16 protein-coding genes and 6 tRNA genes are annotated in these 15224 nt (G+C 61.9%); 17 read left to right on the top strand and 5 right to left on the bottom strand.

What is annotated here, in order from left to right:
- Positions 1–30: 30 nt before the first annotated feature.
- Entirely contained in the window at positions 31–1416 is a 1386-nt protein-coding gene (gene radA, locus HPY55_14040) for a DNA repair protein RadA (GenBank protein ID NPV71738.1), read from the top strand.
- Between the two features lie 77 nt (positions 1417–1493).
- Here radA and HPY55_14045 read toward each other — a convergent pair whose 3' ends face one another.
- Complete coding sequence (locus HPY55_14045) at positions 1494–1889, bottom strand: DUF1573 domain-containing protein (protein ID NPV71739.1); 396 nt, start codon at positions 1887–1889, stop codon at positions 1494–1496.
- 29 nt (positions 1890–1918) lie between these two features.
- Positions 1919–1993: transfer RNA gene (locus HPY55_14050), tRNA-Ala, on the bottom strand.
- Between the two features lie 292 nt (positions 1994–2285).
- On the opposite strand from HPY55_14050, the gene HPY55_14055 reads away from it, so the two are divergent.
- The 3 genes from HPY55_14055 to HPY55_14065 all read left to right on the top strand — a co-directional run bounded on the left by HPY55_14055 (position 2286) and on the right by HPY55_14065 (position 5657).
- A complete protein-coding gene (locus HPY55_14055) occupies positions 2286–3575 on the top strand; it encodes an O-acetylhomoserine aminocarboxypropyltransferase/cysteine synthase (protein ID NPV71740.1) in 1290 nt (429 codons plus the stop codon).
- Positions 3576–3866: 291 nt separating this feature from the next.
- Complete coding sequence (locus HPY55_14060; GenBank protein NPV71741.1) at positions 3867–4343, top strand: CarD family transcriptional regulator; 477 nt, start codon at positions 3867–3869, stop codon at positions 4341–4343.
- A gap of 210 nt (positions 4344–4553) precedes the next feature.
- Positions 4554–5657 (top strand): PIN/TRAM domain-containing protein, encoded by a 1104-nt coding sequence (locus HPY55_14065; GenBank protein NPV71742.1) that lies wholly within the window; start codon positions 4554–4556, stop codon positions 5655–5657.
- 60 nt (positions 5658–5717) lie between these two features.
- On the opposite strand, the gene HPY55_14070 is transcribed toward HPY55_14065, so the two are convergent.
- Positions 5718–6212, bottom strand: a complete 495-nt coding sequence (locus HPY55_14070; GenBank protein ID NPV71743.1) for a ferritin-like domain-containing protein — start codon at positions 6210–6212, stop codon at positions 5718–5720.
- Between the two features lie 220 nt (positions 6213–6432).
- Here HPY55_14070 and ispD point away from each other — a divergent pair, with 220 nt between their 5' ends.
- From ispD to HPY55_14115, 9 genes are all read left to right on the top strand, one after another.
- Entirely contained in the window at positions 6433–7716 is a 1284-nt protein-coding gene (gene ispD / locus HPY55_14075; GenBank protein NPV71744.1) for a 2-C-methyl-D-erythritol 4-phosphate cytidylyltransferase, read from the top strand.
- Positions 7707–9155: a cysteine--tRNA ligase gene (locus tag HPY55_14080; GenBank protein NPV71745.1), complete on the top strand. Its 1449-nt coding sequence runs from the start codon at positions 7707–7709 to the stop codon at positions 9153–9155. Before ispD ends, HPY55_14080 begins: the two co-directional genes overlap by 10 nt.
- Before the next feature lie 4 nt (positions 9156–9159).
- Entirely contained in the window at positions 9160–9894 is a 735-nt protein-coding gene (locus HPY55_14085; GenBank protein NPV71746.1) for an FAD-dependent thymidylate synthase, read from the top strand.
- The gene (rlmB, locus tag HPY55_14090; protein ID NPV71747.1) at positions 9839–10666 is read left to right on the top strand and encodes a 23S rRNA (guanosine(2251)-2'-O)-methyltransferase RlmB; all 828 of its coding nucleotides are present in this window, start codon (positions 9839–9841) and stop codon (positions 10664–10666) included. The genes HPY55_14085 and rlmB overlap by 56 nt, the downstream gene beginning before the upstream one ends.
- Before the next feature lie 75 nt (positions 10667–10741).
- Complete coding sequence (sigH, locus tag HPY55_14095) at positions 10742–11425, top strand: RNA polymerase sporulation sigma factor SigH (protein NPV71748.1); 684 nt, start codon at positions 10742–10744, stop codon at positions 11423–11425.
- A 104-nt stretch (positions 11426–11529) separates the two neighbouring features.
- A tRNA-Thr gene (locus HPY55_14100) sits at positions 11530–11604 on the top strand.
- Between the two features lie 25 nt (positions 11605–11629).
- A tRNA-Tyr gene (locus HPY55_14105) sits at positions 11630–11715 on the top strand.
- 13 nt (positions 11716–11728) lie between these two features.
- A tRNA-Met gene (locus HPY55_14110) sits at positions 11729–11805 on the top strand.
- Positions 11806–11880: 75 nt separating this feature from the next.
- A tRNA-Thr gene (locus tag HPY55_14115) sits at positions 11881–11956 on the top strand.
- 1 nt (position 11957) lies between these two features.
- Here HPY55_14115 and HPY55_14120 read toward each other — a convergent pair.
- Both HPY55_14120 and HPY55_14125 read right to left on the bottom strand, forming a co-directional pair.
- Positions 11958–12308, bottom strand: a complete 351-nt coding sequence (locus HPY55_14120; GenBank protein ID NPV71749.1) for a hypothetical protein — start codon at positions 12306–12308, stop codon at positions 11958–11960.
- Positions 12309–12478: 170 nt separating this feature from the next.
- Positions 12479–12934, bottom strand: coding sequence for a hypothetical protein (locus tag HPY55_14125; GenBank protein ID NPV71750.1), 456 nt, complete (start codon positions 12932–12934; stop codon positions 12479–12481).
- Between the two features lie 444 nt (positions 12935–13378).
- Between HPY55_14125 and tuf the strand changes: the two genes are divergently transcribed.
- The 4 genes from tuf (at position 13379) to secE (ending at position 15205) form a co-directional block, all read left to right on the top strand.
- On the top strand, positions 13379–14581 hold the full coding sequence (gene tuf / locus HPY55_14130) for an elongation factor Tu (GenBank protein NPV71751.1): 1203 nt from the start codon (positions 13379–13381) through the stop codon (positions 14579–14581).
- A 110-nt stretch (positions 14582–14691) separates the two neighbouring features.
- On the top strand, positions 14692–14841 hold the full coding sequence (gene rpmG / locus HPY55_14135; protein NPV71752.1) for a 50S ribosomal protein L33: 150 nt from the start codon (positions 14692–14694) through the stop codon (positions 14839–14841).
- Between the two features lie 39 nt (positions 14842–14880).
- Positions 14881–14957 (top strand) — tRNA-Trp (locus HPY55_14140).
- A gap of 29 nt (positions 14958–14986) precedes the next feature.
- Positions 14987–15205: a preprotein translocase subunit SecE gene (secE, locus tag HPY55_14145; protein NPV71753.1), complete on the top strand. Its 219-nt coding sequence runs from the start codon at positions 14987–14989 to the stop codon at positions 15203–15205.
- Positions 15206–15224 lie beyond the last annotated feature (19 nt).

The raw sequence follows: 15224 nt of genomic DNA on the forward strand, positions 1-15224 counted from the left end.
GTTTGCCGGCGGCAGCCGGAGGTGTAGTTGTTGTCGAAGGATCGATCCACGTTCGTGTGCTCGAGCTGCGGGTACGAAAGCCCCAGGTGGCTTGGGCGCTGTCCGGGCTGCGGAGAATGGAATACGCTTGTTGAGGATGTGGAGACCCGGGGGACCGGCAACCCGACGTCGGGGGGGCGGCCCCCCGTGTCCATTTCCAGCGTGGACGCCTCGCCCGAGGACAGGCTACCCACGGGGTCACCCGAGTTCGACAGGGTACTCGGCGGAGGGATAGTCCCGGGTTCGCTGGTGCTCGTGGGCGGTGACCCGGGGATTGGCAAGTCCACGCTTCTACTGCAGGTTTCCATCAGGGCCGCCGCCGGCGGCAGGGTCCTGTACGTTACCGGGGAGGAATCGGCTACCCAGGTCCGGATGAGGGCCGACCGCCTCGGCCTGCCGGCGAGGCCGTCGCCCGCGCTTCCCCCGGACCTGTTCGTTATGGCCGATACGGACATCACAAGGATAGAGGCTCAGATATCGGAGACAGACCCCGTCCTCGTAGTAGTCGACTCGATCCAGACGGTTTTCGACCCCGGCCTTTCGTCGGCCCCGGGCAGCGTCGCCCAGGTTCGTCAGTGTGCGGCCGCCTTCCTCCGGCTCAGCAAGGAGCGTGGGATACCCGTATTCCTGATCGGTCACGTCACGAAAGGCGGCGACATCGCCGGCCCGAGGGTCCTCGAGCATGTCGTTGACACCGTGCTTTACTTCGAAGGTGAGCGCTACCAGGCGTACAGGATACTGAGGGCGGTCAAGAACCGGTTCGGGTCCACGAACGAGATCGGGATATTCGAGATGAGAGGCGACGGACTGAAGGACGTGGCGAACCCGTCGGGGGTATTCCTCGAGGAGAGGAGCAGGGACGGGATCGGATCGGTAGTGGCGCCCTGCGTGGAGGGGACCAGGCCCCTGCTCGTGGAGGTGCAGGCGCTGGTCACGCCGGCGGTGTTCGGCGTCGCCAGGCGAACCGCGATCGGCGTGGACCACAACAGGGTCTGCCTTATTGCGGCGGTCCTGGAGAAGCGCGCCGGCCTCAACCTGGCATCCCAGGACATCTACGTGAAGGTCGCCGGGGGTCTGGAGGCGGTCGAGCCCGCGGCCGACCTCGCCGTGGCGGTCGCGGTGGCATCGAGCCTGCGCAACCGGCCCGTACCGGGGGACGCGGTGATGATGGGCGAGGTCGGGCTGGGTGGCGAAGTCAGGGCGGCCGGGAAGGCGGGGCTCAGGGTGTCAGAGGCCGTCAGGCTGGGCTTCAGGAGGATCGTGCTTCCCGCGGGGGACCTCCCGTCGATCGAGGACGTCGCCAGCCTGGAGAAACACGGCGCCGTGCTTGCCGGCGCGAGGACGGTCGCGGAGGCCCTGGACGCGGCAGGGCTCTAGTCACGGATTCAGCGTTGAAAACGAAGTGGCCGGGGCGTTTTCCCCGGCCACGCAGTTCTCTGGGACTTAACCAAGGATCACGTGAAGTTGAACAGGCCCAGTGCGGATACTTTCTTGTGCTCGGTCAGCATGATGTCGTAGAGGTTGAGGTTCAGGAGGTTACACAGCGCCGCGAGGTAGAACAGCGACGCGCCGATTTCGCTTTCGACAACTTCCTTACAGTGCTCGCAGAGCTCCCCCTGGAGGTGGGTCCCCATGTAGTTCTTGAGGTCCTGAAGACTCACGTCCACGGGTACCCGCTGCTTCCCCGCCGCTATCTGTACGCAACCGCACGACGTGACGGCCTTGGCGATCGCCCGGTTTATCCTGGCGTTGGCCTCCTGGAGCTTAGACTCGACGTCCAGTATACTCCTGTGGCGCACGAGAAACTCCTCCACCGCTTCCTGAAAGCCGTCGCATAACAGGTCCTTCATCCTGATATGCTCACCCCGCACCAAAAACTTGGTGGACGTGGCGGGATTCGAACCCGCGACCTTTCGGATGCGAACCGAACGCTCTCCCACTGAGCCACACGCCCACACTTCACAACTATTTCCCTCTTGAGCACGCGATCTAATTCTAACCGACTTGCCGGGGCGCGTCAAGCGCGGCACACTCCTTGCATGTACCGGATTCCGGCACTTGGCAGCGGCGCTTCGCCGAACGCGGCCGCTCGGGCCTACACTTGACCGGAGGCGGCCGGCTATGGATTGACTCCACGTGGGGGGCGGTGTTACCATTCAAGCACCGTGCCAGGATGTCTGAGGCAGGTAAACGGTCCTGCGGGCCGGACGGAAGTCCCGGTTGAGGCATTCGAGGAGGCTTGGATAATGGCGAGCAAGCGACCCGGATTCGGCACGCTGGCGGTCCACGGTGGGCTGCGACCCGACCCGGCTACGGGGGCGTGCGCGGTCCCGATATACCAGACCGCGGCGTATGTGTTCAAGGACTGCGATCACGCGGCCTCGCTGTTCACGCACGACGCCGAGGGCTGCATTTACACGCGGATATCGAATCCCACCTGCGAGGTTTTTGAGGCGCGGATGTCGGCCCTCGAGGAAGGCAGGGCGGCGGTAGCCACGGCGTCCGGACAGGCGGCCACTGCGTATGCGGTACTCACCCTGGCCTCACAGGGTGATCACATCGTCGCCATGTCGAACCTGTACGGCGGGACCTACAGCATGTTCTCGGCCACATTCAAGAGGTTCGGGATTTCAGCGACGTTCGTTCCGCCGAACGACGTACGCCTGCTTGAGAACGCCATTACCCCCCGGACCAAGGCGGTTTACGGCGAAACCATCGGGAACCCGTCACTGGACGTCCTCGACATCCGGGAGGTGGCGTCGGTCGCCCACGACCACGGGCTCCCGCTCATCATGGACAACACGTTCGCGACTCCGTACCTGTGCAGGCCGATCGAGCACGGCGCGGACATCGTGCTCCATTCCGCGACGAAGTACATCTGCGGCCACGGTACGTCCATCGGGGGCGTCATAGTCGATTCGGGCCGGTTCGACTGGTCGGGCGGGCGGTTCCCCGAGTTCACCCGCGCCGAGCAAGGCGTGGCCGGGGTGAGCTGGGTCGACAAGTTCGGTGACCTGGCGTACTCGAACAAGGTTCGTTCGCAGATGGTCAGGGACCTGGGCGCGTGCCTCGCCCCCCTGAACGCATTCATGTTCATAGTCGGCCTCGAGACACTCCACGTCCGGATGGACAGGCATTGCTCCAACGCGCTGGCTGTAGCCAGGCACCTGGCGGGCCACCCTTCCGTCGCCTGGGTCAGATACCCCGGGCTCGAGGGAGACCCGGCGCACGGCGTGGCGAAGACCTATCTCTCGGGCGGTTTCGGGGCGATGATAGCGTTCGGAGTCAAGGGAGGGATGGGTGCGGGGCGCAAGTTTGCGGATTCGGTGGAGCTCGTATCTCTCGTAGCCAACCTCGGCGACGCGAGGTCGCTGGTGGTACATCCGGCCAGCACCACGCACCAGCAGCTGGCCCCGGAGCAGCGTAGGGCGGTTGGTATAACCGACGACATGCTCAGGCTTTCGGTGGGTATAGAGGATCTTGACGACATCATCGCAGACGTGGACCAGGCACTCGCCGCGGCCACTCGCCCTTAACGCCGGCCTCGCGGGTTTTGTCGGGGGTATCCGCTTTGGAAGCCTGACGCGACGCGCGAGCCGGATTAACGGGTTTGCCGCCGGGTCTCGCGGGGACCCGGTGCCTGTGGGTTCGATCCAGCGTCTGTACGGGCAAGATTCGCGGATTCACACGGTTCGGCGTGGGGCTCGCGGCCTGGCTTCCGCCGGCGCTCCGGAGGCTGGAAAGCCTTCTCCCAGCGGGGGTTTCCTTGACTTCCCCCCCTGGGTATGCTATCCTGTTTGTAGATGTTGCCAGGGAGGCAAGCGGAAGTGTTCAGCGTCGGCGATAAGGTCGTTTACCCCATGCACGGCGCCGGGGTAATCGAGGCGATCGAAGAGAGGGAAGTTCTCGGGCAGAAGCAAGAGTACTACATCATGCGTCTTCCGGTTGGGGACATGAAGGTCATGATCCCTATTAGCAGTGTGGATAACGTGGGTCTGCGCCAGGTGATTCAGGAAACCGAGGTAGACAAGGTATTCGACGTGCTGAAGGCTTCGAGGACGAAGATGTCGTCCAACTGGAACCGGAGATACAGGGCGAACCTGGAGAAGATCAAAAGCGGTAATATCTACGAGGTCGCCGAGGTCGTCAGGAATCTCGTGCTGAGGGACAGGGAGAAGGGCCTGTCGACCGGCGAGCGGAAGATGCTCGACAGCGCGCGACAGATACTTGTTTCGGAACTTGTGCTAGCCAAAGGTATAGAGGAGAAAGCTGCGAACGTCCTTGTGGACGAGGTGCTGGCCTGAGGCCGGTTCCTGGACTCTTTGGATTGCGTGTTGGGTGTTCGGTAATCACCGGTACACTAAAGTTACTTCCAGCAGCCGGTTTGCGGGCACGTGGCGGGTCCTGGGACGCGCAGCCACGGCCCGCAAACAGCTTGAAAGGGGTAGGGCCGCACCGTATAATGGTTTGGGTGTGACAGGCTATCCTGCAAGTTGAGGGGGAGGTTGAGAGATTTGAGCCAGGTAATCCGCAGGATAGTGTTCTTTGCGGGTCTTGGCCTGGGGGGCGTTGCGGGGTTTTACAGTGTAAGTCCTCTGCTCAGGCTGGGCAACCTGGAGTTCGGCGGAAGCCAATTCCTGGGAGTCGTAATTTTCGGCACCGCGCTCGGGTCGCTCCTGGGAGCGCTGATCGGACCGCGACTTGGGGCCGCGGGCTGGCAACTCGTATCGTGGGCTGAGGGCAGGCTTCAGCGAGCTTCCTTCCAGGACATCGTTTCGGGGGCCCTGGGACTGGTAATTGGACTTATAATAGCTAATCTCCTGAGCCCCGCGCTCACCAGGATCCCCGCAATCGGCTCGTATCTGTCCACGGCGGTGATGCTTCTCTTCGGATACCTGGGCGCCGCCGTGCTCACCCGAAAGAAGGACGACCTGGCCGGCCTGATAGGCCTGGTCAAGTCGGGTTCCCGTGGTGAGCGGGCTTCCGTCGGGGCCGGTACCGCGGTACAGCCCAAGATCCTCGATACCAGCGTGATCATCGATGGGCGGATCGCTGACATCTGTAAGACCGGCTTCATTGAGGGGCCGATAGTCATCCCCGGCTTTGTTCTGGAGGAGCTGCGGCACATCGCCGATTCGTCGGACGTCCTCAAGCGGAACCGCGGCAGGCGCGGCCTCGAGGTTCTCAACAGGATCCAGAAGGAACTGGACGTCCAGGTGCAGATATACGAAAAGGACATTGGGGGCATGTCCGAGGTCGACTCGAAGCTCGTCAAGTTGGCCAGGATACTCGGCGGGAGGATAATCACGAACGACTTCAACCTGAACAAGGTTGCCGAGCTCCAGGGGGTCAGGGTCCTCAACATAAACGAACTCGCCAATTCGGTTAAGCCGGTCGTTCTCCCCGGCGAGGAGATGACTGTCCACGTAATCAAGGACGGCAAGGAGGCCGGCCAGGGCGTGGCCTACCTCGACGACGGCACGATGATAGTCATCGACGGCGGGAAGCGGCACATCGGCGAGACCATCGGCGTAATGGTCACGAGTGTGCTCCAGACGGCGGCGGGCCGCATGATATTCGCAAAGCCGAAGTATCCATACGAGCGCGCCGTGCAGTAATATCCGGGTTGTAATGCGTCAGGAGCCGGACCGTCCGACTCGATCGGGCGCGGTCCGGCTTCAGTCTTCGCCCTCCGCCTCTTCGGCCAGGTAAAGCAGCCTGTTGAGGCGGATTGCATGCTCCATCTCGTCCGTCATGGCCTCGAAGAACACCCTCTGTACCTGCCCGTCGCACGTCGAGAGCAGGATCGACCGGTAGAACTCCGCCGCTTCGAGCTCGTCGTAGTAAGCCCCCTTCAGGCCCTCCATGTACGTCGTGAACGTTGGCGGGGTGACCTGTGCCGGCGGCGGGCTCATGCAGGTTAGCCGGGCGTACAGGTCAGTGAACATCCTCAGGTGCTTGAGTTCGTCATCGAGTATCTGCTGCAGGTTTTCCCTATCCTCCTGGGTGGTGGCCATCTGGAGCAAACGCCTGTAAACCTGCGCCGCTTTCAACTCACCCTGGATGGCCTCGAGGATGTTAAGCGCTAGCTGCTGTGTGGGCCCGTAGGGCGGCACCGGGTAGGGACCGCCGGGGACGCTGGCACCAGGGTAGCCGGGGTAATACGGCATCACGTTCTCAACTCCCCCATTCTATAAGAGTACTCTCACGGGTCCTATCCTTGTAGTCATAATACTCACGCGCCTCGTGTACGGTGACCCCGCACGCGGCTGTCGCCGCGAACGCTGGGTGGCGGGCCGGGCTCCGGCTTGCCGCCATTCCACCACGCGGTCCGGGACACGGCCGGCCAGCCCGTCCTTGAATCGCCGTAATGCAGGAGGTTATAATTGACGTATGCAAATCGTGGAAGGCGTGGGCGCGGCGAAAGGCCGCGCCGCGGCCGTGATTGTGGCGGCGGGGCGCTCGGAGCGGTTCGGCTGCCCGAAGAAGCAGTTCGTAGAGGTAGCTGGAGCGCCGGTGCTTGTACATACCGTCCGGGCGCTCGCCGTGAGCCCGCTTGTCGAATACACTGTCATCGTCGTACCCTCGGAGGATCTGGAACAGGTCAGGGACAGGATGGTCCCGCAGTACGCCCTGACCAGAGTGGCTGCGGTTGTCGCGGGGGGCGCCGACAGGCAGGAGTCGGTGTACAGGGGGCTCCAGGCGCTTACGGGGGACGTCGAGTGGGTGTTGATCCACGACGGCGTGAGGCCCCTGGTGACGCCGGACCTGGTGGACCGGCTGATATCGGCCGCTTCCAGGACAGGGGCTGCGACGCTGGGCGTGCCCGTGAGGGACACGATCAAGCAGGCCTCGCCGGACGGCACTGTGCGGCGGACGATCGACAGGTCGGGTCTCTGGAGGATACAAACCCCGCAGGCGTTCCGGCTGGACGTGATACTCAATACCCACGCGTCCGCGGCGGCCGGGCCGGTGCGGTTCACGGACGACGCGGGGCTGGTCGAGTCGGCCGGCGGCGCGGTGACGGTGGTTGAGGGGAACGAGGCGAACGTAAAGGTCACCACTCGCGGCGACCTGTTCGTGGTGGAGAGCCTCTTGCTCCGGAAAGTAGGACCCGCGGGTGGCCGCGAAGTCGCGGGCGAGTCCCGCGCGCCCGCCACGGATCACGGCGGCCCGGCGCCTGACCGCATTGGCATAGGCTACGACGTCCACCGGGCACGGCCGGGCGATGGAGTCACGCTGGGCGGGGTTTTCATCCCGTGCGGCATGTCGCTCGAGGGCCATTCGGACGCCGACGTGCTCTGCCACGCGGTGATGGACGCGATACTGGGCGCCTGCGGTGAAAGGGACATCGGCACTCACTTCCCACCCGGCGATCCGGCTTACAGGAACGCGTCGAGCGTACGCCTCCTGGGGCGGGTGAGGGAGATGGCGCTCTCGAAGGGGCTCCGGGTGGGCAACGTGGACACGGTGCTGGTTGCGGAGAAGCCGAAGGTATCCGGATATGTCGCCGAGATGAAGCGCGTGCTCGGCGGGGTGCTGGGAGTGAGCGAGGACCGCGTCGGCATTAAGGCGACTACTTCGGAAGGGGTCGGATTCGCGGGGCGCGGCGAAGGGGTGTGCGCGTGGGCGACGGTAAGGCTTGAACCGATTGGGGGCGCTGGTAGTTGCCGCTGAAGGTATACAACACGATGTCCCGCCGGAAGGAACTACTCGAGACCAGGGAGCCCGGGAAGGCCTCGATATATGTGTGCGGGATCACGCCGTACTCGAAGAGCCACGCCGGCCACGCCCGGCCCAGCATCGTCTGGGACACCATTCGCCGTTACCTGGAGTACAAGGGCTACGAGGTGTTCATGGTCCAGAACTTCACGGACATTGACGACAAGATAATCGCCGCCTCGCAGCGCGAGGGGATTCACTTCAAGGAGCTCGCCGGGAAGTACAGCGAGGACTACCTGCGGTCCATGGACCTGCTCAAGGTGAAAAGGGCGAACGTCTACCCGCGCGCCACCAACCACGTCGGCGACATAATTGACATGGTGAAGACGCTGGTCGACAAGGGTTACGCCTACGAGTCGGGCGGTGACGTGTATTTCGACGTCAGCAAATTCGATGGATACGGGAAGCTGTCTCACCGCTCCCTCGACGAGATGCTAGCGGGCGCGCGCGTCGATCCCGGCGAGAAGAAGCGCGATCCCATGGACTTCGCGCTCTGGAAGGCCGCGAAACCGGGTGAGCCTCACTGGGACAGCCCGTGGGGGCCCGGCAGGCCCGGTTGGCACATAGAATGCTCCGCAATGTCGCTCCAGTTCCTGGGGAACGGCTTCGACTTCCACGGTGGTGGCAGTGACCTCATATTCCCGCACCACGAGAACGAGGTGGCTCAATCCGAGGCTTACACCGGCGAGAAGCCGTTCGTAAGGTACTGGTTGCACAACGAGCTGCTCAACATCAAGGGCGAGAAGATGGCGAAGTCGGTCGGCAACGTGGTCGCTCTGAGCGACGTACTGGATAGATACCCGCCCGAGGTCATAAGGCTGCAGATGCTCTCGGCGCATTACAGGACGCCGGTCGAGTTCTCCGACGAAGCCCTCGAGTCGGCCCGGAGTGGGTGGCGCAGACTCGAAGAGACGTTGGCAGAAGCACGGCTGCTGTTAGCGGGCAAAGACGTAGCGCCCGCGGAAGCGGAGGCGGCGCGGGCGGCGCGCGGCAGGTTCGAGGAAGCGATGGACGACGACTTCAACACGGCGCTAGCCGTAGGAGTGCTGTTCGACCTCGCGCGTGATATCAAGGACGTCCGTAACAGACTGGCCAACGCCACCCTGAGTTCCAGCGTCGACCTCGCCGAACTGGCAGGGCTTGTCAAGATCCTTGAGGATCTCGGTGGGATACTGGGTATCCTCAAGGAACCCGCGCAGGCCGGCGTTGCCGGGACGGTGGATGAGAGAACGATTGATGGCCTGATGCGGGTCATTCTGGACCTCAGAGAGGTCGCGAGACGCAAGAAAGACTGGGAAACCGCGGACACCATCAGGGAGCGGCTCGGTGAGATCGGATTCGTCATTGAGGACACCGCGGCGGGTCCAAGGTGGAAGCGGGAAAGGCGGGACTAGACTGTTGCAGGTGATTCTGCTCGGCCATACCCCCGAACCGGAAAAAGCCGTGGCCATGGCCGCCAGGCTGTGCTATTCAGCGTCGGAGATTGCCTCTTTGCGGGACAAGCTTGACGGGCCCGAGGTCGAGCGGCTCGTCAGGAGCCTGAGGGACATGGGTCACATGTCGCCGTTCGAGCACGCGTCGTTCACCTTCGGCGTCTCGGGTGTGAGCAGGGCTCTATCGCACCAGCTCGTCCGCCACAGGATCGCCTCCTACTCTCAGAAGTCACAGCGATACGTGAGCGAGAAGCAGTTCGAATTCGTCACGCCGCCATCCATAGCGGGCAAGCCCGAAGCGATCGACACGTTCAACGAAGGGATGCGCTTGATCCAGGATTGGTACAACCGCCTCGTGGGGCTCGGGATCCCAAAAGAAGACGCCCGCTACGTCCTGCCCAATGCATGTACCACCCAGGTCATCTGCACGTTCAACGCCCGTAGCCTGTTCAATTTCTTCACGCTCAGGTGCTGCGCCAGGGCGCAGTGGGAGATCCGCTCGATGGCCGAGTCGATGCTCGCCCTCGTCAGGGAGGTCGCGCCAGTCATCTTCGAGAACGCGGGGCCGGCGTGCGTGAGCGAGGGCCGGTGCAGAGAAGGCGAGATGTCGTGCGGGCGATACAGGACCGTGCAGGAGCGGCGCGATGGGCGTCGCACCGGCCGGTCAGGGCCAGGAATGTCCAGAGGGGAAGGCTCATAGATTGGGTGAGGAGTTGGTCCTCGGCCGGAACCCGGTAATGGAGGCGCTCCGCGGGGGCAGGGCCGCCAGGGTGATGATCGCGCGCGGCTCCCGGGGAGGCGCTTTCGAAGTGCTACTCCGTGAAGCGCGTTCCAGGGGCGTCCGGGTCGAGGAGATGGACAGGTCGAGGCTCGACCGTATGGCCGCGGAGCACTGCGGGGATCAGGGGCCTCTGAGACACCAGGGCGTGATCGCGTACGTCGCCCCTCTTCCACCCTCCGACATCCCTTCAATCCTGGAGTCGGCTCGTTCCCGCGGGCAGGACCCGCTCGTCGTGGCGCTCGACGGGATTGAGGACCCCATGAACCTGGGTTCCATAATACGTACCGCGGAGGCTTCAGGCGCGCACGGCGTCATAGTGCCGCGCAGGCGCGCCGCGGGGCTCACCCCTGCCGTTGCGCGGGCATCGGCGGGCGCCATCGAGCACCTGCCCGTGGTGGTTGTCTCCAATCTGGTCTACGAATTGCGTGCTCTCAAGGAGCGGGGACTGTGGATCGCCGGGTTGGATGCCGGCGGCGACCCGCTATGGGAGACGGATCTCAAGGGGCCCCTGGCCATCGTCGTGGGTGGCGAGGGAAAAGGCATCGGCCGCCTGGTCAAGGAGACCTGTGATTTTCTGGTCGGGATCCCGATGATGGGGAGAATGGAATCCCTGAACGCCGGCGTAGCGGCGGCCCTGGTCATGTACGAGGCGCTTCACCAGAGGATGATCGGCCGGAGCCCGGCCACTTGATCGGCCGGAATAGGGCGGGGTATAATCAGTGTATGGCCGGGGACGAGGCCTGGGGTATCGGGGAGGGGAAGCCTGGTGGGAGTCAGCCCGCAGAGAGACGTTTTCCATGAGTACGAGGCAATGATCGATGAAGACATCGTGGAATACGCGCGGGAAGGTTCCGATGTCGCCCTCGAATACCTTATCAATAAATATAAGAACTTCGTTCGAGCCAAGGCGCGGTCGTACTTCCTGATCGGCGCCGACAGAGAAGACATAATACAGGAAGGCATGATCGGGCTCTACAAGGCGATAAGGGACTTCAGGAGCGACAAGCTCTCATCCTTCAGGGCGTTCGCCGAGTTATGCATCACCCGCCAGATCATCACGGCCATCAAGACCGCAACTCGCCAGAAGCACATACCGTTGAATTCTTACGTATCGCTCAACAAACCGATATACGACGAGGACTCCGACAGGACGCTCCTCGACGTGATCTCGGGCTCCAAGATAACCGACCCCGAGGAACTTATCATCAACAGGGAAGAATTCGGGGACATCGAGGAGAAGATGGGCGAAATCCTGAGCGACCTCGAGTGGAAGGTCCTCATGTCGTACCTCGACGGGAAGTCGTACCAGGAGATCGCCTGCGACCTCAACCGCCACGTCAAGTCCATCGACAACGCCCTTCAGAGGGTCAAGAGGAAGCTCGAGCGGTACCTCGAAGACCGCAACGGACGCCGTTACCCGGACGCGGGGAAGGTCGAACTGGCCCGGTAGGCCGGCGTTGAGCGGCAGCCGGTTCGACAACGGGTGCGCGTTCTGGCAAACTCCGGTCCTTGACCCGCCGCTGTAAAAGTCGTATAATCTGTTATTGCTGAGATGCTGGCGTAGCTCAACGGCAGAGCAGCTGATTTGTAATCAGCAGGTTGCGGGTTCGAATCCCATCGCCAGCTCCACTATTGGGAACATGTTTGACAGAGTGGAGAGGTACCCAAGTGGCTAAAGGGGGCAGACTGTAAATCTGTTGGCTGGCGCCTTCGCTGGTTCAAATCCAGCCCTCTCCACCATAAAAAGATGCGTCGCGGGGTAGAGCAGTCAGGTAGCTCGTCGGGCTCATAACCCGGAGGTCGTAGGTTCAAATCCTACCCCCGCAACCAAGAAATCGACGCCCGGCCCGATTCGGGCCGGGCGTATCATAAATGAAGACGTAAGAGGCCTTTTCTAGGCAGCGGGCTCACATAGCTCAGTCGGTAGAGCGCGTCCTTGGTAAGGACGAGGTCACCGGTTCAATCCCGGTTGTGAGCTCCATTTATTTTGCGTTGAGACCGCGCACGTCGGCGTGCCGGGGCGCGAGTAAGCGCGTCAGGGTGTGCCCACGTCGCTGCCTGATTCCTCGCTCATGCCTGGGCCCCAGCCGCCACCCCAGCCCATTCCCGGGTCCCAGCCACCGCCCCAGCCCATACCTGGGCCCCAGCCACCGCCAGGCGTACCGCCCCAGCCCATACCTGGGCCCCAGCCACCGCCAGGCGTACCACCCCAGCCCATACCTGGGCCCCAGCCACCGCCAGGTGTACCACCCCACCATGGACCCCACGGACGCCACCACCACGGGGGCATCGACCTCCGCCACCACCACGGGGGCATAGGCCTCCGCCGCCACCACGGACCCCACGGGCTCCAGCCCGGCTGTCCAAAACCACCCTCGGGCATTTCCGGATCCTCCCTTCGCAGCACGGTTGTTACATAATATGTAGATCCGGTACCGTTGGGGACTTCACCTTGCCGCGAGATTCTGTCGGTTCCCGGATGCTCAATCATAGAGGCGGGGTATTACGGCCGTTCACTGTCCCGGTTCATATTGGGTGCGGTTCTGGCGGACGTCAACGTCCCTCCCAGGACGCTTCCGATGATAGGAAGGAGCATTGCCGCCGCCAGCCATGTGCGGCGAGTCAATGCGCTGCGGTTTACCAGGTTTATGAAGAGAAACAGGACGTCTGTTAATGCGGGGCCCCTGCCGCGGTACATGTAATAGACCATCAACCACCAGCCACCCGTGAGTCCGAGCACCAGAAGCGCTCCAGGCAGCCAGAGGAGTAGGTGGGGCAACTCCCGGGAGACCATTCGCCCGGAAGCGAACCCCAGCGTAAGCAAGATAAGCCCGGAAACGGTCATATGGACATAATGCGAATTGCTGTGAACGAAGAACCAGAAGTAGGTCAAGTACAGGAACGGGCTGACAATAAGGCACTTGGCCACCGCAACCAGGACAGCAAGAGTTGCCTTCAAGTGCTACCACTCCCGTGTGCAGATTAGAATCGCTTGTTAGCGTGAAGGAAAGAGAAGCTCTGTGAAGAATTCCGCGTTGGTGGATCTGGCCACCTGCAGTTTTCCGCTGAGATACCGCACCTTCTCCGCTCAATTGTGGTGTTTCGAGGGCAAGAGTTGTCGTAGTGTGGGAGTTCGAACTGGCTGGATACCTGGGGAAGATCGGCAGGTTTGTATCCTACTAACTAGACGAATGAAAGCGGCCCTCGGTTCCCTTTATGTGGTTGAACAGGGCACATCCTCCAATTCGTCGTGGAGCGTTCATGCTCTACAACATTCATGAATGCCCGGGTGCGCCCCGGTGGCAGGATTTTTTTGGAGCGCTAAGGAAATACTTGTCCCGCAAATTACAAAAGAATAACCTGGGTTGTCCGGGTTCGGTATGGCGAGGGGAGGATTTTCGAGATGGGCAAGAAGAGGTTTGAGAGGACGAAGCCGCACGTCAACGTAGGAACGATTGGACATATCGACCACGGGAAGACGACGCTGACGGCGTGCATCACGAAGGTTTTGGCGGGTGCAGGATTTGCTGAGTACACGCCGTTCGACCAGATAGACAAGGCGCCGGAGGAGAAGGCGCGGGGGATCACGATCGCGACTGCGCACGTTGAGTACGAGACTGCGGCGAGGCACTACGCGCACGTGGACTGCCCGGGTCACGCGGACTACATCAAGAACATGATTACTGGTGCGGCGCAGATGGACGGAGCGATCCTGGTGGTGAGCGCGGCTGACGGTCCGATGCCGCAGACGAGGGAGCACATACTGCTTGCGCACCAGGTAGGCGTACCCACGATGGTGGTATTTTTGAACAAGGCTGACATGGTGGACGACCCCGAGCTATTGGAGCTTGTAGAGATTGAAGTGAGGGAGCTTCTGACGAAGTACCAGTTCCCCGGGGACGAGACTCCTGTGATAGCGGGTTCAGCGCTCAAGGCTCTGGAATGCGGATGTGGTAAGAGGGATTGTCCGTGGTGCGGGAAGATATGGGAGTTGATGGATGCGGTAGACAGGTACATTCCGACTCCTGTGAGGGATACTGAGAAGCCGTTCCTGATGGCGATAGAGGACGTATTCACGATAACTGGTCGTGGGACAGTTGTGACGGGCAGGATAGAGCGCGGCCAGGTGAAGGTAGGGGACGAGATCGAGATAGTTGGGTTCATAGAGAGGCCGAAGAAGACTGTAGTGACGGGTGTAGAGATGTTCCGGAAGCTGCTGGACCAGGGACAGGCTGGGGACAACGTTGGGTGTTTGCTCCGGGGTATAGATAAGGACGAGGTATTCCGTGGGATGGTGCTGGCGAAGCCGGCGTCGATAAAGCCACACACGAAGTTCGACGCCGAGGTGTATGTGCTGACGAAGGAAGAAGGGGGGCGGCACACGCCGTTTTTCAACGGATACAGGCCGCAGTTCTACTTCAGGACGACGGACGTGACGGGCGTGGTTAAGTTGCCCGACGGAGTGGAGATGGTGATGCCTGGAGACAACATCCGGATGGAGCTCGAGTTGATCGCGCCGATAGCGATGGAGGAAGGCTTGAGGTTCGCGATCCGCGAGGGCGGCAGGACGGTTGGAGCGGGGGTTGTCACCAAGATCAACGAGTGACCAGCCCAGGGGGCAAGTCGGCCGTCCTGACTGCTATTGACAGTGATGTGGGCCTATGCTAAATTGAAGGGGCGACTGTGCGGCCGTTGAAATTTGAACGGGGGATAGAGATGCGGCAGATCATTACTCTGGCTTGCGGCGAATGCAAGCGCAGGAACTATACGACGATGAAGAATAAGAAGAACGACCCCAACCGCCTGGAGATGAAGAAGTACTGCAGGTGGTGCCGCGAGCACACTGTTCACAAGGAGACGAGGTAGGGCGTAAGCTCTAACGAAAGCGGTCAATAGGAACCCCGCAGGCCCGTAGCTCCAATCGGTAGAGCAGCGGACTCCAAATCCGCGAGTTGGGGGTTCGAGTCCCTCCGGGCCTGCCATTTGATTTAGAGGAACGGATCAGGGGGACGTGATCGTCCAGATGAAGTTCAACGTCAAGGGAACCGCGAACAGGGTCGTACGATACCTTCGAGAGACCAGGTCGGAACTGAAGAAGGTGCTTTGGCCCAGCCGGAAGGAGACCATCGTATTCACGTCGGTGGTCGTGCTCATGGTTGTGGTTGTATCAGGAGTAATGTGGGTCATGGACGCGGTATTCAGCACCATACTGGGCCTCATAATAAAGTAGTCTGGGGGTGAGGGACCCC

The sequence above is a fragment of the Bacillota bacterium genome, assembly GCA_013178305.1.
GTDB lineage: Bacteria > Bacillota > Sulfobacillia > JABLXB01 > JABLXB01 > JABLXB01.